Origin of the sequence: Streptomyces sp. NBC_01197 (genome assembly GCF_036010505.1) — a bacterium.
In the GTDB taxonomy this organism is placed as follows: domain Bacteria; phylum Actinomycetota; class Actinomycetes; order Streptomycetales; family Streptomycetaceae; genus Streptomyces.
The window spans coordinates 5,980,914-5,996,689 of the sequence record NZ_CP108569.1 but is presented as its reverse complement, the minus strand read 5'-3'; the positions used below and the strand labels follow the sequence as shown (position 1 = coordinate 5,996,689).

Sequence of the window (15,776 nt, the reverse complement as noted above, 5' to 3'; positions counted from 1 at the left end):
GCACTTGGTCGTCAGTTGGCGGTTCCGCCGCCAGAACAGCCAGTTCCCGGCAGCCTCGTGCCGCCGGGAACTGCTCGCGCACTCTTTCGCGCACTCTTCGAGAGCGCCGTGTGGTGGTGACCAGCCGAGTTGTGGTGACTACAGGTGGGGCAGGATCGCCGGCATCAGGTCCTGGAACGTGCGGCCGTTGGCAGGGTTGCCGATGGCCGTCATCTGCCAGCCACCGCCCGAGCGGTGCACCTTCGCCATGATCTGGGCCGTGAACTGGCCGCCGCCGTCGAGCGTGTAGCGGGCGAGCTCTTCACCGTTGGTCTCGTCGACGATGCGGCAGAAGGCGTTCTGCACTTCCTGGAACGTCTGCCCGGTGAACGAGTTCACCGTGAAAACGATCTGGTCGATGTGGACGGGAACCCGGGCGAGGTCGACGAGGATCGCCTCGTCGTCGCCACCCTGGCCCGCGCCGCCGACCAGGTTGTCACCGGTGTGCTTCACGGAGCCGTCGTCGCTGACGAGGTGGCGGAAGAACACCACGTCCACGGGCTGCTTGTCGGCGAACAGCACCGCCGATGCGTCGAGGTCGATCTCCCGGGTGCGGGAACCGAACAGCCCACGGCGCGGCGCCGCCTGCCAGCCGAGTCCCATCCGCACCGCAGTCAGGGTGCCCCCGTCGTTCTTCTGCAGGCTGATGGCCTGCCCCTTGGTCAGATTGACGCCAGGGCCCTTGGCAAAATTGGCCGTCACGCGCTGTCCCTTCTTCCTGTTTCCCCACGTTTTCCCCGCACCCTACGCAGTCGCGCGGACACCGCAGGAGGGCCGGGCCGTTTTTGTGTCGTTCTTGCAACAGTCGTTCTCGTAACAGCCGTTCTGGCAACCAGCCACTCCTGCGGCAACGAGGTCAGGCCAGCCCGCCCTCCTTCATCTGGCGCAACTCCTTCTTCAGTTCACCGACTTCGTCACGGAGCCGGGCGGCGACCTCGAACTGCAGATCCGCGGCAGCGGCCCGCATCCGCTCGGTCATCTCCTCGATGATTCCGGCCAGTTCCTCGGCGGGGCGGTCGGTGGGGGCCTTCCTCGCCCCCTTCGCGCTCTTGCCGCCCTTCGCGGCCGCGCCGCCCAGCGCAGGCACCGGGGCCTGCGGCTGCTTCCCGTCCTTCGCCTTGCGGTAGCCCGTGCCGAGCAGTTGCTCGGTGTCGACCTCTTCGCGCGCGATCGTCGCGACGATGTCGTTGATCTTCTTGCGCAGCGGCTGCGGGTCGAGCCCGCGCTCCTTGTTGTAGGCGACCTGCTTCTCGCGGCGGCGGTTGGTCTCCTCGATGGCCTTCTCCATCGCCGGGGTGATCCGGTCCGCGTACATGTGGACCTGCCCGGAGACGTTGCGCGCCGCACGGCCGATCGTCTGGATCAGCGACGTGCCCGACCGGAGGAAGCCTTCCTTGTCGGCGTCGAGGATGGCGACCAGCGACACCTCGGGGAGGTCGAGCCCCTCGCGCAGCAGGTTGATGCCGACCAGCACGTCGTACTCCCCGGCCCGCAACTCGCGCAGCAGCTCGATACGGCGCAGCGTGTCCACATCGCTGTGCAGATAGCGCACCTGGATGCCCAGGTTGAGGAAGTAGTCGGTCAGGTCCTCGGCCATCTTCTTGGTGAGCGTGGTGACCAGGACCCGCTCGTCCTTCTCCGTACGGGTACGGATCTCGTGCACCAGGTCGTCGATCTGGCCCTCGGTGGGCTTGACGACGACCTCGGGGTCGACGAGCCCGGTGGGGCGGATGATCTGCTCCACGAAGCCGTCGCCCCGGGAGAGCTCGTACTTCCCCGGTGTGGCGGAGAGGTAGACGGTCTGCCCGATGCGCTTCTGGAACTCCTCCCACTTCAGCGGCCTGTTGTCCAGGGCGGACGGCAGCCGGAAGCCGTGGTCGACCAGGGTGCGCTTGCGGGAGGCGTCGCCCTCGTACATCGCGCCGATCTGCGGGACGGTGACATGCGACTCGTCCAGGACGAGGAGGAAGTCCTCCGGGAAGTAGTCGATGAGGGTGTTGGGCGCAGTGCCGGGGTCGCGGCCGTCGAAGTGCATCGAGTAGTTCTCTACACCGGAGCAGCTGCCGATCTGGCGCAGCATCTCCAGGTCGTAGGTGGTGCGCATACGGAGCCGCTGGGACTCCAGCATCTTGCCCTGCTTGTCCAGCTCCGCGAGCCGCTCCTCCAGCTCCTTCTCGATGCCGTTGACCGCCTTCTCCATGCGCTCCGGGCCCGCCACGTAGTGGGTCGCCGGGAAGATGTAGAGGGACTCGTCCTCGCTGATGATCTCGCCGGTGAGGGGGTGCAGCGTCGAGAGCGCCTCGATCTCGTCGCCGAACATCTCGATCCGTACGGCGAGCTCCTCGTACACCGGGAAGATCTCGATGGTGTCGCCGCGCACCCGGAAGGTGCCCCGGGTGAACGCCACGTCATTGCGCGTGTACTGGATGTCGACAAATCGGCGCAGCAGCTCGTCCCGGTCCAGCTCCTCGCCGACCTTGAGGGACACCATCCGGTCCACGTACTCCTGCGGCGTGCCGAGGCCGTAGATGCAGGAGACCGAGGCGACCACGACCACGTCGCGACGGGTCAGCAGCGAGTTCGTCGCGGAGTGGCGGAGGCGCTCGACCTCCTCGTTGATCGAGGAGTCCTTCTCGATGTACGTATCGGACTGCGGTACGTACGCCTCGGGCTGGTAGTAGTCGTAGTACGAGACGAAGTACTCGACGGCGTTGTTGGGCAGCAGCTCGCGGAACTCGTTCGCCAGCTGGGCGGCGAGCGTCTTGTTCGGTGCCATCACGAGCGTGGGACGCTGAAGCTTCTCGATCATCCAGGCGGTGGTCGCCGACTTGCCGGTGCCGGTCGCACCGAGCAGGACGACATCCTTCTCACCTGCACGGATACGCTTTTCGAGGTCAGCGATGGCCGTCGGCTGGTCACCGCTGGGCTGGTAGGGACTGACGACCTCGAAAGGCGCCACCGTGCGTTCGATCTTGGAAACGGGCCGCATGCAACCACCGTACGACCACCCACTGACAACCGGGTCCGTCCGCCGTCCGGCCGCGCTGTCGGTGGGCCGCCGTACGGTGGGGGCGTGGACAGCGGAAAGCAGGTCGTCGGGGCCGGGGGCGCGGCCGGGATCGAGTGGACCACGGTCGGCAGTGGCATCGGTCCGCTGCTGCTGGCCGCGAGCGGCAAAGGGCTGGTGAGCGTCGTGTTCCATGCCGTTCCCGCGGTACGCCGCAGGGCGCTGGAGCAGCTCACCGCACGGTTCGCCGCCGCGCCGGTCGAGGCGCCGGAATCGGCCCGGCTGGCCGAGCCCGTGCGCCAGCTGGCTGCCTACTTCGACGGTGACCTGCGCATCTTCACGCTGCCACTGGACTGGACGCTGACCGCCGGGTTCAACCGCCGGGTGCTGCGCGAACTGGCGGACGGGGTGCCGTACGGGTCGGTCGTGGGGTACGGCGATCTCGCCCGCCGGGTGGGCCGGCCCGGGGCCGCGCAGGCAGTGGGCGTCGCGATGGCGTCGAACCCTCTGCCCGTCGTCGTGCCCTGTCACCGGGTGGTGGAGAGCGACGGCGGTCTGGGCGGATTCGGCGGCGGCACGGAGACGAAGCGACAGCTCCTGGCTCTGGAGGGCGTGCTGCCGCAGCCCCTGTTCTGAGGTTCCTCGTTGTGAGTGTTCCGTTTGTTCTGAGTGATCCTGTTCTGAGTGTTGCTCGTCGGCCGCCTCTGGTGGCCCGGCCCCTCGCCCTGAGCGCCCAGGGGCCGCACGGGCGACCGGGGCGGGGACGGCGAGCCGTGGCCGGAGGCTTCAGGGGGCTCAGAGGCTGATGTGGTACGCCTTGCGCAGCGTCTCGTGCACGGTCCAGGTCGTACGGTCGCCCTCCCGCAGCACACATGCGTCACCGGGGCCGATACGCAGCGTCTCGCCGCCCGCGACCGCGACCGTCGCCCGCCCGTTGACGACCACGAACAGTTCGTTGGCCTCGGTGTCGGTCACCACTCCGGGGGTGATCTGCCAGATACCGCGCAGCTGCGTGCCGTCCGCGGACTCCCACAGGACCTTGCCGGTGACGACGGGGTCTCCGGACACGATCTGCGCGGGGTCGAGCGGTTCGGGCTCCAGCTCGGCATCCGGTATGTGCACGGCGAAGGAGGGAGCTGTCTGATCACTTGTCGTCATGGCGGGCAACCTTAGCGACCAGGCGGGCTGGAAGAATCCGGTGTCCACAGATCGTGCCGGCCGGTCTCCGTGCCGCCCCGGTCCGCGCGAAGCCGATGTCAGTGGTGGCCTCTAGCTTGGAGTCAGTTGGACCGGCCGGAGGGGCCGGTCCTTGGGGGAGGGGTGTGTGCTGTGGCCGCTGGCGGGTCGGGAAAGACGACGTATCTGGAGCTGTCCCAGGAGGGCGCCGGAGCGCACAAGTTCTACGAAGTGACCGTGAGCGGCACGACGGTGGCCGTTCGGTACGGCCGGATCGGCGCGGACGGCCAGCGCCAGTTCTCGACCTTCCCTAACGCGGCCAAGGCACAGGCCGCCGCGGCGAAGAAGGTGGGCGAGAAGGTCCGCAAGGGGTACGCGCCAGCGGTGCGGGGGCAGCGGGCGGCCCGGGCGGTGACCCGCCGTCAGGTCACCTCCGCCCCCTCGACGGCCCGGGCCACTGCGCCCGTGCTCTGGCGCTTCCGTACCGGCACTTCGGCGTTCGGAATCCATATCGATGAGGACCACTGCTGGGTGGGCAATCAGCGCGGTGATGTGTACACGCTGGGCCACGACGGCGAGGTGCTGGCGCGCTTCTCGCTGCCCGACGGGGTCAAGTGCCTGGTCGCCGACGACTTCTGGATCTACGCGGGCTGCGACGACGGCAAGGTGTACGACCTGTCGTCGAAGGTGCCGTTCGCCGCCTACGAGATCGCGGAGGACGTGGACATCTTCTGGCTGGACATCCACGAGGGCGTGCTGAACGTGTCGGACCGCAACGGCGGTCTCACCGTCATCGACCACGAGGACGAGTTCCAGTGGTCGCGCCGCTCCAAGGGCAACAACGCCTGGATGGTGCGGGCCGACGACCACGCGGTCTACCACGGACACACTCGCGGCGTGACGGCGTACGCGGCGGACGGCAGCGGCGAGTTGTGGCACACGGACACCTTCGGGGGCGTGCTCTTCGGCTGGCAGGAGGAGACGTCGGTGTACGCGGGCACCGGCCGTCAGGTGGTCGAGCGGCTCTCCAAGGCGACCGGCCGTAGCGAAGCGCGATACCAGTGCGACGCAGCCGTGTACTCGTGTGCGACTTCCGCCGACGGTGAGTACGTCTTCGCAGGCGACCTGGCCTCCTCCGTCTACTGCTTCGCCTCGGACGGCGCCCGGCTGTGGAAGCTGGGAACGGGCGGCGGTTCGGCGCTCTCCATGCAGTACCACGACGAGAAGCTCTATGTCGTCACCACCGACGGCTCGCTGGCCTGCATCGACGCGAGCCAGGCGGCGATCACCGCGGCGCAGGGCGGAAGCCTGCCGGTCGCCGTGGATATCAAGCAGGCCGCCGCGCTGCCCACCTACACGCCGACGGCGGACGTGGCCACGGTGAGCGCGCTTCCCGCCCCGGGCGCCGGGATCGTCCTGGAGTGCGTCCAGGTCGGGGGCAGGTTGCGGGTTCAGGTGCTGTCGGACGGCTATGAGCCGACCTGGCACGTGCAGTTCCCCCGCGGGATACGGCAGCCGGGCGCCCGGTATGTGGTGGATGCCCTGCACTCCTCGTCGGGCGGCTTCTACCGGGTCCGCGGCGAGATAAAGCGGCTGGTCTAGATAAAGCGGCTGGTCCAGGGGCCTTCATGTCCAAGGGCCTTCGTAGCCAGGGGCCTTCATGTCCAGGAAATCCGTGGCCAGTGAGGCTTTCCGGATCAGGCCGGTGGTCCGCTCCAGGCGAGATGGCCGGGGTGGTCCGCCCGTACGACAACGTCCGCGGTCTCCGCGGGGGCGACCTCTTCCTCGTACCGCTGGAAGGCGGGCAGCGTCCACTGCTCGTCCGTACCGGTGCGGCGGCTGAGGGCGCCCGACGAAAGCCGCAGATGGACGCTCAAGTCGAAGGGAAACCAGTGCCCGAACAGCAACGGCCCGTGCACGATGAGCACCGCGCCGTCCGGCAGCCGCTGATACGGACTGCGTGTGGCGCGGTCGGTCACCGGGTCCCAGAGGTCGGGCAGCACACGTCCGCTGCCGCCCGCCTCCAGAGGGCCGAAGACCTCGCGCCAGAGCGCGCCGGTGTCGAACCACCCGCTGTAGTACGAGTCGGGATCACGCTTCCCGTACTCGTATCGCAGTGAGGCCGGGCGCAGGAAGCCCTGCGTACTGACCACATGGACGGAGCGGCCGCGGGCTCGCAGCGCCTCGGCGACAGCGGCCGCCAGCTCTCCGGTCGGGGCGGCGGGCGCACCGTCCACAGCGATCTTGGGCCAGGGACCGCCGTCCGCGGCCTTCAGTCCGTCGGCGCTCCGGGCCAGAGCGCCGGTCAGCCGTTCCCAGGAGATCGCTTCGAGTCGCACCCGTTCATCATCACCGAACCGGCCTCTACGGTCGGCCGTATGGATCTGGAATTCGCGCAGAAGTTCGCCGCGGAGTGGCGGGAGGACTGGAACTCACACGACTTGGAGCGCATTCTCGCGCACTACCACGAGGACGTGACCTTCAGTTCGCCGATGATCGCGCGCTTCAACGGGGACACGTCAGGAACGGTTCGCGGCAAGGACGAGCTGCGGGCGTACTGGCGGACGGGGCTCGCACGTATCCCCGATCTGCACTTCGACGTCATGGACGTGCGGGCGGGGGTGGACTCGCTAGTGATCGACTACCGGAACCAGATCGGAGGGCGGGTCTATGAGGTGCTGACGTTCCGGGACGGCCTGGTGATCGCGGGCTTCGGCGCGTACGGAACGGTCCTCGCCGTCGAAGAGCAGGGAGAAGAGCGGTAGCGCCAAGCAGAGCGGGGGAGAAGGAGAAGAGGCAGCGCGGAGAAAGCACAGAGAGTGCACAGAGAAAGCGCGGTGACATGGAGCGGGCCCGAAGGTATGTCCAACCCCCGGGCCCTGATGATGCCGCCCCACTGCACACGCCGGCACGCTTGAGGGCACAGGTCAGCTGTTACGTCGTCGCGCTCTGCCATTGAGCTACCGCCCCAGGGAGAGGGGCGGGCCGGGGTCGAACCGGCAACCGACGACCAAGCCCGTGCCCGGTCGGACCGACGATGAGCGGCGAATGCTGAGCCTGGAGCGAGAGTCTGAGATGGAACGCGGCTCATGCCGCTGCATCACGACGAACTTCAGTTTCAGCTTGCGCTCCTCGCGCACCCCGGCCGCACCGAGGCGGCCGGGGAGTCTTTGACGCTACCCCCGCCCGTCCCCGAAGAGGTAGCCGAATACCGCATCCCCCACCTGCTCGTCGGTGACATCGGCGCTGTTCGCGTCCTCCCGTGCGAACTTCACCGCCTGCTGCAGCTTCTCGATCCGGCCCACCAGCTCATTGACCCGGCGGGCGGGCAGGGCCCCGGAGAACTTCACCGTGGTCCAGTAACCGACCGGCACATCCTCGTAATACACCTCGACCTGCGCCGGATGATTCTCGGTCGCCTCGGCCTTCACGTGGTTGCGGGGCACTTTCCTCGTACGGACCGTACGCACCGGCTCGGTCTTCCAGGCGTCGGTCGACGGGTCCTGCACCCAGAATTCGGATGCGTCGAGAATCGGCAGCTTCCGCGCGAAGGAATGGAGGTCGGTGAGCTGTTTCTCCAGGAAAAGCAGATACGAGACCGGCACGCCGGTGAGCAGCACGCGTCCGTCGACCTTCACATCGGCGCGGGCGGAGCAGTTCGCCCAGTCCTTGGTGGCAGTGACATCGAAGAGCCTGGTCAGGGTGGCGGCAGTGTCCCGCAGCACATCCTCGGCCTGCACCTGCACCCGCGTGGACTCGGGCGGCAGCTGCTCACCCTCCTCATCCTTCGGCTGGTAGGTGCGGGAAATTCCCGACAGCAGGACCGGCTTCTGCAGTCCCTGCTGGGCTGCGGTGAGGTCCTGGTGGGACTTCGACTTGATTCCCTTTTCGACTGCGATGATCTGGTTGAGTTTCGCCACGGTTGGAACGTATCAGCGGCAACTCCAGCGAATCCACGGGTTATTGCTGCCGAACCTTAGGGGAGAGGAAAGGCAGCGGCACTCCCGGTAGGATCTCGGCATGCCGCCGCCCAAGCCATCGCGCACACCAGAGATTGGCAAAACCGCCATACCCGGCAGTGCGTCGTGGACTAGGATGAACAATCCAATAGCGGGCAGCGGGCAGCGGGCAGCGGGCAGCGGGCAGCGGGCAGCGGGCAGCGGGCAGCGGGCAGCGGGCAGCGGGCAGCGGGCCGATGAGTGGACCGGGAAACCCCCCTCAGAAGTCGATCCTCTTCGCAGCGCGTTCGGCAACCGCCCTGCACCGGCTCCTCGACATAGCGCCGGTGTTCGCCGGTGACCACCGGATCGGCCAGCGCCGGTTCACCCTGGTCCCCGGCTCGGACTTCGGGGTCGACGCACTCGCCGCGATAGAGGCCGCGGGTGCGCGCACCGTCCCCTGGGCGGAGGCCCTGCGTCAGCCGTACGACGTGATTGTCGCCGCCAGCCCCAAGGGCGATCTGGATCTGCTCACCGGACCGCTCGCCCTGCTCCCGCACGGAGCGGGCTTCAACAAGTCGCTCGCGGGGGAAGGCTCCGCCGGTTCGGCCTCCGGGCTCGACCCGGCCTGGCTGCTGCGCGACGGCCGGCCCCTTGCCGATCTGCACGGGCTCGCCCACCCCGGCCAGATCGCACGGCTCGCGGCCCACTGTCCGGCGGCTGCCGCCCGCGCGACCGTGGTCGGGGACCCCGTACTGGACCGTATGCTCGCCTCTCTGCCACGCCGGGACGTCTACCGCACCGCCCTGGGAACCGGAGGCCGCAGGCTCATCGCCCTCACCTCGACCTGGGGGCCGGAGTCCCTGCTGGAGCGGCGGCCGGACCTGCCCGCCGAGCTTGCCGCCCATCTCAACTGCGACACCTACCAGTTGGCACTGATCGTGCATCCGAACGAGCACAGCAGGACAGGCGCGTACGACCTGCGACAGGCCCTCTCCCCCGCGCTCGCGTCAGGGCTGATCCTGCCGGGGCCGTACGAGGAGTGGGCCTCGGTTCTCGTGGCGGCCGACGGCGTCATCACCGACCACGGCTCGACGGCGCTGTACGCGGCGGCGCTGGGCATCCCGATGGCAGCCGCGTGCGCCGGCGGCAGCGAGCTCATTCCCGGCACGCCGATGGCCGAACTCCTCTCCCGGGTAAGCGTCCTGCACACGGCAGCAGACCTGGAACCGGCGCTGGCAGCCCACTCGCCGCAAGCGCTGCGCGCCCTGGCCGCGCCGGCCTTCGCCGAGCAGGGCAGGGCACTGGACCGGCTGCGTACCGAGCTCTACGCGCTGCTCGCCATCGCTCCCCCACCAGCCGGGATCGGCGCTCGCCCTCTTCCGGCGCCCGCTCCTGCCACGAGTATCCCGACGGCCTTCGCCGTGCGAACGAAAATCCACGGCACGGAGATTGGTATCGAACGCCGACCCGCCCCCAACGAACTCCCGGCCCATCACCTCGCGGTCGAACCGGAACGCGCCACCGTCCCCCTGTCCCAGAGCGCCGCGCTGCTCTTCCGCCGCCGTACCCGGCCGGACCGGACCCCACCGCACTCGGTCACCTGGACGGCAGCCGGCTGGACCGCGCGTACGCTCGCCGATCACCCCGGGCGCCGTACCGCCGCGGTCGAACTCTCCGACTCCCGCTGGCTGCTCCGCAGGGCGCAGACTCCTCTGCTCACCGTCCGCATAGAGGGATCCGCCGACGAAGGGGCTGTCGTACGGACCGATCCGGCCGCTGTTCTCTCCGGTGTGCACGCCTGGCTCACCGACAATCCGTACCCCGGCACTCCGGTCACTCTGCACTGCGAGGTGGCGGGCCGAACGTACCGCACGCAGCTGGCTCGCGCCGGCGACGACGAGGCGGCGTACGAGCTGTAGCCCTTGCGTGGCAGGAACGTGGGGAGCCCGCCCCCCTTGCCCCACCTGGGCGGGGCGGGGGCGGCCGGCCCCATCAGGAAGGCTCGCCCGCGCCGCCCTCCGGAAGGCCGCCCTCCCGTTCGCGGATCGCCCGGGCCGACGCCCGGTGCGCCGAGGCCGCCTCCTCATCGCCGCAGTCCGCCGCCAGCGAGGCGAGCGCCTCCAGGATCCGCGCCTCGTCCCGCCCGGAGCCACGCTCACGGGCCCCGTTCAGGGCGGCGGCGTACAGAGCGGCCGCCTCCTCCCGCCTGGCGAGCCCTTGCAGCACCCGGCCCAGCTCGAAGCCGGTCCTGGCGGTCATTCGTTCGCGCTCCTGCTCCTGGGCCATCGCGTGGGCGCGCGCCAACAGCGTTGCCGCCCGGTCCTGTTCACCGAGGGCCGCGGCGGCCTGGCCCAGTAGGTGGGTCTGGAGCAGCACCCCGTACGCGTTCTGGATACGGGTGTGGATCTGCCGGGATTCCTCGAAGTCCGGCACGGCGCTCGCCCAGTCCCCCTGTTCGGAACGGACCCGGCCACGGAACTCCAGCGCGGACGCCCATAGTTTCTGCTCGTCGTGCGCCGGGGCTCCGCCGAGCAGCCGGGCGCCGCCGACCGCGAGCCCCACCTCGGTCTCCGCCTCCTCGTACCGCTCCTGTTCCCACAGCGGGCGGGCCAGTTGGCAGCGCATCCGCACCAGGGCGGCGAGGTGCCCCGCCCGCTGAGCGGCGTCCCGGCCCGTGCGGAAGGCCGCGGTCACCTCGCCGTAGTGCGCATGGTCGAGGAAGTGCGTCCACAAGGGTTCGCAGAGCGCCCAGGCCTCGGTGTCCATCCCGTACGCGTAGGCCGCGCGGACACAGCCGTACAGTGCGAGGTGCTCGCCCTCCAACCACCGCAGGGCATGCTGCTTGTCCGACCCGAACTCCACATCCGGTGCCCCCTCGACGGCGGGCATCGCGCCGGCGAACGTCATGCGCGGCCCGGCAGCGAGCGCGTCCGCCCGCTGGGCCTGGCGCAGATACCAGCGGATCACCCGCCCGCGTGCCTCGGCGGCCTCGGTTTCACCGCCGTCACGCCGCGCGCAGCGCACCGCGTGGGCCCGGAGCAGATCGTGCATCGAGAGACGGCCGCCCCGCCCCGGCAGCAGCAGACTGGCCCGCTCCAGCTCCTCCAGGGCGTCCTCAGCCGCATCCGGGCCCTCGCCGAACAGCGCGGTGACACCCTCCGGTACGAGATACGGGCCGGGGTGCACCGCGAGCAGCCGGTACAGCCGGGCGGCATCCGGCCCGAGGTCTCCGTATGCCGCGTCCCAGACGGCTTCGACCATGGGAAGCCCTCTCTCCGCCAGCTCGTCGGTCAGCTGAGCGACCAGCCGCAGCAGTGTTCTCCTGCGGTGCTTGCGCAGCCACTCTCCCGCGACCTCCAGCGCGGCGGGCAGGCCGCCGCACACCCGGGCCAGCGCCTCGGCCGCCGCGGGTTCGGTGGAGAAGCGCGGGTCGTCGGCGATGGACCGCAGCAGCTGTGCGGCGTGTTCGTCACCGAGCGGGCCCAGCGGAATCTCCAAGTCGGCGCCGCCCTTCAGGTCGTCCAGCCGGCCCTGGCCGATGGCGATCACGACGGAGTCCGCCGACGCGGGCATCAGCTGCTCGAGCTCCAGCCCGAACCGGACGTTGTCGACCACCAGGACCAGGCGTCTGCCCCGGGTGCGGGCCCAGTACTGCCGACGGCGCCCGGCGTATGACGGCTCCACCCAGTCCGGCCGCACCCCGAGCGAGCGGAGCAGCTCCCCCAGCACCTCGGCCGTCTCGACGCCACCGTCCCGGCGGTGGTCGTCGAGGTCGACGAAGCGCAGGGCATCAGGAAATTCCTCGGCCAGCCCCCGCGCGAGCCGCACCCCGAGCGCTGTTTTACCAACTCCGCGCAGCCCGTGGACCGCTACGACGAGCGGCCGCTCCGCAGCACCTCCGTCCGCTGCTCCACCGGTTCCTCGGTGTTCCTGAACGGCCCTGGCCACAGATGCCTGTTCGGCGTCCCGGTTGACGAAGTGCGCTGCGTCGGGCGGCAGCTGGAACGCGGCGGTCTCATGACTCGTATCCGCACTCTGATGAAAGTGGACCTCCCCCACGCTCCCGGCCTGGACGACCGTCTCCACTCTGGCCTGCCCGCTCACACTGTTCCGCGTCTCATCGACCACGCGTCAACTCTAAGCAGGGCCACTGACATTGGGGTGCCTCACCACGGGAAGTAATGTGCCATGACAGATCGCCCGCTGCTCCTCATCGACGTGGACGGCCCCCTCAACCCGTACGCCGCCCGCCTCGCCCGCCTGCGCGGTTACACAGCCCACCGCCTCCATCCGGCGAACTGGCTCGCCCGCCAGACACCAGGTTCCCGGGCCCACCGCCGCGGCCTGTGCGTCCGGCTCCATCCGGGACACGGGGCCCGCCTCACCGCTCTCCCCTTCGAACTCGTGTGGGCGACGACCTGGATGCACCAGGCGAACGAGATGATCGCCCCGGCCATCGGCCTGCCGCGCGCCCTTCCGGTCATCGAATGGCCCGAGCTCTTCGCCAAGGACCCCGACGGCCTCTACTGGAAGACGCGCCCACTTCTGGAGTGGGCGGCGGGCCGTCCCTTCGCCTGGGTGGACGACATGATCACGGACCTGGACACGGCTCATGTCACGACGCACCATGACGCGCCGTCGCTCCTCCTGCGGATCGCACCCCGACACGGCTTGCGGGAGCGGGACTTCACGGCTCTGACCGATTGGTCGAAGTCGTTGTGACGCCGGGGGCCGGGCCCTGCTCGGGAGGTTGAGCGTCCAGAGCCGTCCGCCGCAGTCATCCGTCCGCAGGGATCCGCCCGCGGTCTTGTCTCGGAATTAATGATGTGAACCCTCTGGCCCTCAGAGCGTTCGACCTTCCCGACCGCCTTGCCCCCAAGGCCGACCCGGCACTGATCGCTGGCGATGAGCAGCACTTCGCAGCCATCGCGGCGTGCCTCGCCCAGTCGATCGCCGATCTCCGCGCACGCCGATGGCACCGCATGCGTCATCGGCGATCCCGCGTTCCGGCCGGCGCCCCGCGTCCGGTCGCTGACCCCGGAGCTGGCGAAGGGGCTCGAATTCGACCTGGTCGTCCTGATCGACCCGGAGACGTTCGGCGACGGCATCGAGGGAGCGGTCGACCGCTACGTCGCGATGACCGGGCAACCCAGCGACTGGTCATCCTCGCCAGCCCCTGACACCGGCCCGCCCGCTTGTACCGGGCGGATGAACAGCCGATTTCCCCCCATAGCCACCGCACGAAATCACCATGTGCAATGGGGGGTTGACCCTGCCCCCACTGCCTCGTACGGTGCTCGCACCTCGCGGGTGTATCGATTAACCACCTGCTGGGCCCCCACTCCCCCGCCCCCGCAGGAGGCCGCAAACCGTGCGTTCCATGCTGAATCGCCGTGGGTTCATCTCCGCGGGTGCGGCCGTCGCCGCCGGTGTCGCCGGGCCCGGGCTTTCCGGGTGCGGGATGCTCGGAGGGGACGAGTCCGACCCCGACACCCTGGTCGTCCACAGTTCGCTGGGCGGCACCGCTCCCGGCTCCGCGACCTACCGGGCCGTTCTCGACATGTTCCGCAAGGAGAACCCGGGGCTCAAGGTCAAGAGCCTGATCAACGGGGACGAACTGGGGCAGGTCTACGAGACCTCGCGGCTGGCCCACAAAGAGGCCGACGTCGTCATGGTCAACCTCTATGACAAGACCGTCTCCTGGACCGAACTCGGCGCCACGGTGACTGTCAACGGCTATCTCGACGACTGGGACCTGCGCAAGCGCATCCTGCCCGCCGCGCTCGCGGAGTGGACCGATGAGAAGGGCAGGCTCCGCGCCCTCCCCTACATCGCGAGCAACTGGCCCGTCGCCTTCAACCGCGCTCTGCTGCGCGCAGCGGGTGTCGAGGACATCCCGCTCACCGGGGACGCCCTGATCGCCGCGGCCAGGAAGCTCCGCGCGAAGGGCACCGCCCCCGTCACCATCGGCGGCAACGACTGGACCGGGCAGAAGCTCCTCGCCCAGATCATCCAGTCCTTCCTCACCGCCGACCAGGCCAAGAAGCTGTACGCCACCGGTGACTTCAGCGGGATCAAGGGGGCGCGGGAAGGCATCGAGTACTTCGTCGAGCTGCGGGACGCCGGTGTCTTCACCGACAAGGCCCAGGGACTCACCACCGACTCGATGACCACACAGTTCAACACCGGGGCCGCCGCCATGCAGTCGGCGATGTCCTCCGCTCTCGCCCGCGTTCCTGACAACGTTGCCAGCCATACGGACGTCGGCGGCTGGCCACTGCCGCCCGGCGCTGTGCACGACAAACCGACCATCCTGCGGACCTTCACCGTCAACGGGTTCTGGGTCAGCCCCAACGGCACCAGGAAGATCGGGACCGTCGAGAAGTTCGTGCGCTTCATGTACCGGCCGGAGGTCGTCAGCCGCTTCGTCTCGGAGGGCGGCCGGGACATGGCGGTACGGACGGACACCCTCAGCGACCGGTTCCCGCTGGTCGCGAAGGCGCAGCAACTCGGCAGCGGCGTCAGCCAGGTTGTGCTGCCAGACCTCTACGTACCGCCGTCGGCCGTCCAGCCGATGATCCAGGCCACCAGCACCGCCTTCACCCCGGGCGTCAGCTCCCGCCGTATTCTCGCCGCGCTCCAGGGCGCGTACCGCAACGCCTGAGGAGGCAACCCCATGACGATGACCTCGTCCGTCAGGCCCGCCTCCCGGCAGGCCGCCCCGCCCGCCGCACGGCGCGGGCAGCGCGCTCCGCGCACCACGGTCCTCGCGCTGCCCGCCCTCGTCTGGTATCTGGTCTTCATGGCCGGGCCGATGGTCGCGATCTTCGTGATCGCCGCCCTGCACTGGCCCGGCATGCTCCAGCCGACGTCCTTCGCCGGGACCGGCAACTTCCAGGCCCTCTTCGACGATCCCGTCTTCTGGCAGGCCGTGCGCAACACCGGTCTGCAGATGGTCCTCGCCCTCCCGGTGATGATCGTCTGTGCCTACATGGTCGGTTACTACGTCGCCCGGAAGCCGCCCGGCCACCGGGTGATCCGCTATCTGCTGTTCGTCCCCGGGCTCATCTCCACCCCGGCCAAGGCCATGGTCTTCTACGCCGCCCTCGCCCCGGACGGCCTGGTCAACGGCGCACTGGAGTCCGTCGGCCTCGGATCGGTGACCGACGCCTGGCTCGCCAACCCCGACACCGCGCTCTACTGCCTGATCGCCCTGGACGTCTGGGCCGGAATCGGCTTCACCGCGGTTCTCTTCGCCGCGCGGCTCGACAGCGTGCCCGAGGAAATCGGCGAGGCGGCGCAGCTGGACGGCGCCGGGCACTGGCGCGCCATGTGGCGCATCCACTTCCCGGTCATCAAGGAGTACGTCGGTGTCGTCACGATGCTCCAGTTCCTCTGGACGCTCTTCGGCTCCGCGCAGCAGGTGCTGCTGCTGACCCAGGGCGGCCCCGCCAACTCCTCGACCACGCTGTCCTTCCTCGTCTACGAGAAGGCGTTCATGGAGAGCGACCTCGGCTACAGCCAGGCCGTCGGTGTGGTCCTCTTCCTCGCGGGTCTTGCCGGACTGCTCGCCATTCGCCGCGTCTTCCGCCAGAGCTACTGATCGGAGCCCG

Annotated in this window: 13 protein-coding genes and 1 pseudogene; 8 read left to right on the top strand and 6 right to left on the bottom strand. The window is 69.3% G+C overall.

Annotation, left to right across the window (positions count from 1 at the left end):
• Window positions 1-138: 138 nt before the first annotated feature.
• Both OG452_RS27530 and uvrB read right to left on the bottom strand, forming a co-directional pair.
• A complete protein-coding gene (locus OG452_RS27530; RefSeq protein WP_266861166.1) occupies window positions 139-705 on the bottom strand; it encodes a TerD family protein in 567 nt (188 codons plus the stop codon).
• 190 nt (window positions 706-895) lie between these two features.
• On the bottom strand, window positions 896-3,028 hold the full coding sequence (uvrB, locus tag OG452_RS27525) for an excinuclease ABC subunit UvrB (protein ID WP_327298252.1): 2,133 nt from the start codon (window positions 3,026-3,028) through the stop codon (window positions 896-898).
• An 84-nt stretch (window positions 3,029-3,112) separates the two neighbouring features.
• On the opposite strand from uvrB, the gene OG452_RS27520 reads away from it, so the two are divergent.
• Window positions 3,113-3,682, top strand: coding sequence for a methylated-DNA--[protein]-cysteine S-methyltransferase (locus tag OG452_RS27520; protein WP_327298251.1), 570 nt, complete (start codon window positions 3,113-3,115; stop codon window positions 3,680-3,682).
• Window positions 3,683-3,841: 159 nt separating this feature from the next.
• On the opposite strand, the gene OG452_RS27515 is transcribed toward OG452_RS27520, so the two are convergent.
• Window positions 3,842-4,204, bottom strand: coding sequence for a cupin domain-containing protein (locus tag OG452_RS27515; RefSeq protein ID WP_327298250.1), 363 nt, complete (start codon window positions 4,202-4,204; stop codon window positions 3,842-3,844).
• A gap of 171 nt (window positions 4,205-4,375) precedes the next feature.
• Between OG452_RS27515 and OG452_RS27510 the strand changes: the two genes are divergently transcribed.
• Window positions 4,376-5,824 carry a WGR domain-containing protein gene (locus OG452_RS27510; RefSeq protein WP_327298249.1) on the top strand — a complete coding sequence of 483 codons (1,449 nt, stop codon included), beginning with the start codon at window positions 4,376-4,378 and terminating at the stop codon, window positions 5,822-5,824.
• A 95-nt stretch (window positions 5,825-5,919) separates the two neighbouring features.
• On the opposite strand, the gene OG452_RS27505 is transcribed toward OG452_RS27510, so the two are convergent.
• The gene (locus tag OG452_RS27505) at window positions 5,920-6,561 is read right to left on the bottom strand and encodes a uridine kinase (RefSeq protein WP_327298248.1); all 642 of its coding nucleotides are present in this window, start codon (window positions 6,559-6,561) and stop codon (window positions 5,920-5,922) included.
• A gap of 39 nt (window positions 6,562-6,600) precedes the next feature.
• On the opposite strand from OG452_RS27505, the gene OG452_RS27500 reads away from it, so the two are divergent.
• Complete coding sequence (locus OG452_RS27500) at window positions 6,601-6,987, top strand: nuclear transport factor 2 family protein (RefSeq protein WP_327298247.1); 387 nt, start codon at window positions 6,601-6,603, stop codon at window positions 6,985-6,987.
• A gap of 411 nt (window positions 6,988-7,398) precedes the next feature.
• Here the strand turns inward: OG452_RS27500 and OG452_RS27495 are convergent, their stop codons facing one another.
• A complete protein-coding gene (locus tag OG452_RS27495) occupies window positions 7,399-8,142 on the bottom strand; it encodes a DUF7873 family protein (protein WP_327298246.1) in 744 nt (247 codons plus the stop codon).
• A gap of 275 nt (window positions 8,143-8,417) precedes the next feature.
• Between OG452_RS27495 and OG452_RS27490 the strand changes: the two genes are divergently transcribed.
• Entirely contained in the window at window positions 8,418-10,082 is a 1,665-nt protein-coding gene (locus OG452_RS27490) for a translation initiation factor 2 (protein ID WP_327298245.1), read from the top strand.
• 73 nt (window positions 10,083-10,155) lie between these two features.
• Here the strand turns inward: OG452_RS27490 and OG452_RS27485 are convergent, their stop codons facing one another.
• A complete protein-coding gene (locus tag OG452_RS27485; RefSeq protein WP_327298244.1) occupies window positions 10,156-12,291 on the bottom strand; it encodes an NB-ARC domain-containing protein in 2,136 nt (711 codons plus the stop codon).
• Between the two features lie 60 nt (window positions 12,292-12,351).
• On the opposite strand from OG452_RS27485, the gene OG452_RS27480 reads away from it, so the two are divergent.
• The 4 genes and pseudogenes from OG452_RS27480 to OG452_RS27465 all read left to right on the top strand — a co-directional run bounded on the left by OG452_RS27480 (window position 12,352) and on the right by OG452_RS27465 (window position 15,766).
• Window positions 12,352-12,885 carry a hypothetical protein gene (locus OG452_RS27480; RefSeq protein ID WP_327298243.1) on the top strand — a complete coding sequence of 178 codons (534 nt, stop codon included), beginning with the start codon at window positions 12,352-12,354 and terminating at the stop codon, window positions 12,883-12,885.
• A gap of 234 nt (window positions 12,886-13,119) precedes the next feature.
• Window positions 13,120-13,343 (top strand): annotated as a pseudogene (locus OG452_RS27475) (AAA family ATPase); the annotation flags it as partial.
• 191 nt (window positions 13,344-13,534) lie between these two features.
• Window positions 13,535-14,827, top strand: coding sequence for an ABC transporter substrate-binding protein (locus OG452_RS27470; protein ID WP_327298242.1), 1,293 nt, complete (start codon window positions 13,535-13,537; stop codon window positions 14,825-14,827).
• Window positions 14,828-14,839: 12 nt separating this feature from the next.
• Complete coding sequence (locus OG452_RS27465) at window positions 14,840-15,766, top strand: carbohydrate ABC transporter permease (RefSeq protein WP_327298241.1); 927 nt, start codon at window positions 14,840-14,842, stop codon at window positions 15,764-15,766.
• Window positions 15,767-15,776 lie beyond the last annotated feature (10 nt).

Excerpts from the sequence above, each read along its gene's own strand:
- uvrB (WP_327298252.1), bottom strand. The coding sequence starts at position 3,028 with ATGCGGCCCGTTTCCAAGATCGAACGCACGGTGGCGCCTTTCGAGGTC.
- OG452_RS27515 (WP_327298250.1), bottom strand. The coding sequence starts at position 4,204 with ATGACGACAAGTGATCAGACAGCTCCCTCCTTCGCCGTGCACATACCG.
- OG452_RS27500 (WP_327298247.1), top strand. The coding sequence starts at position 6,601 with ATGGATCTGGAATTCGCGCAGAAGTTCGCCGCGGAGTGGCGGGAGGAC.
- OG452_RS27490 (WP_327298245.1), top strand. The coding sequence starts at position 8,418 with ATGAGTGGACCGGGAAACCCCCCTCAGAAGTCGATCCTCTTCGCAGCG.
- OG452_RS27480 (WP_327298243.1), top strand. The coding sequence starts at position 12,352 with ATGACAGATCGCCCGCTGCTCCTCATCGACGTGGACGGCCCCCTCAAC.
- OG452_RS27465 (WP_327298241.1), top strand. The coding sequence starts at position 14,840 with ATGACGATGACCTCGTCCGTCAGGCCCGCCTCCCGGCAGGCCGCCCCG.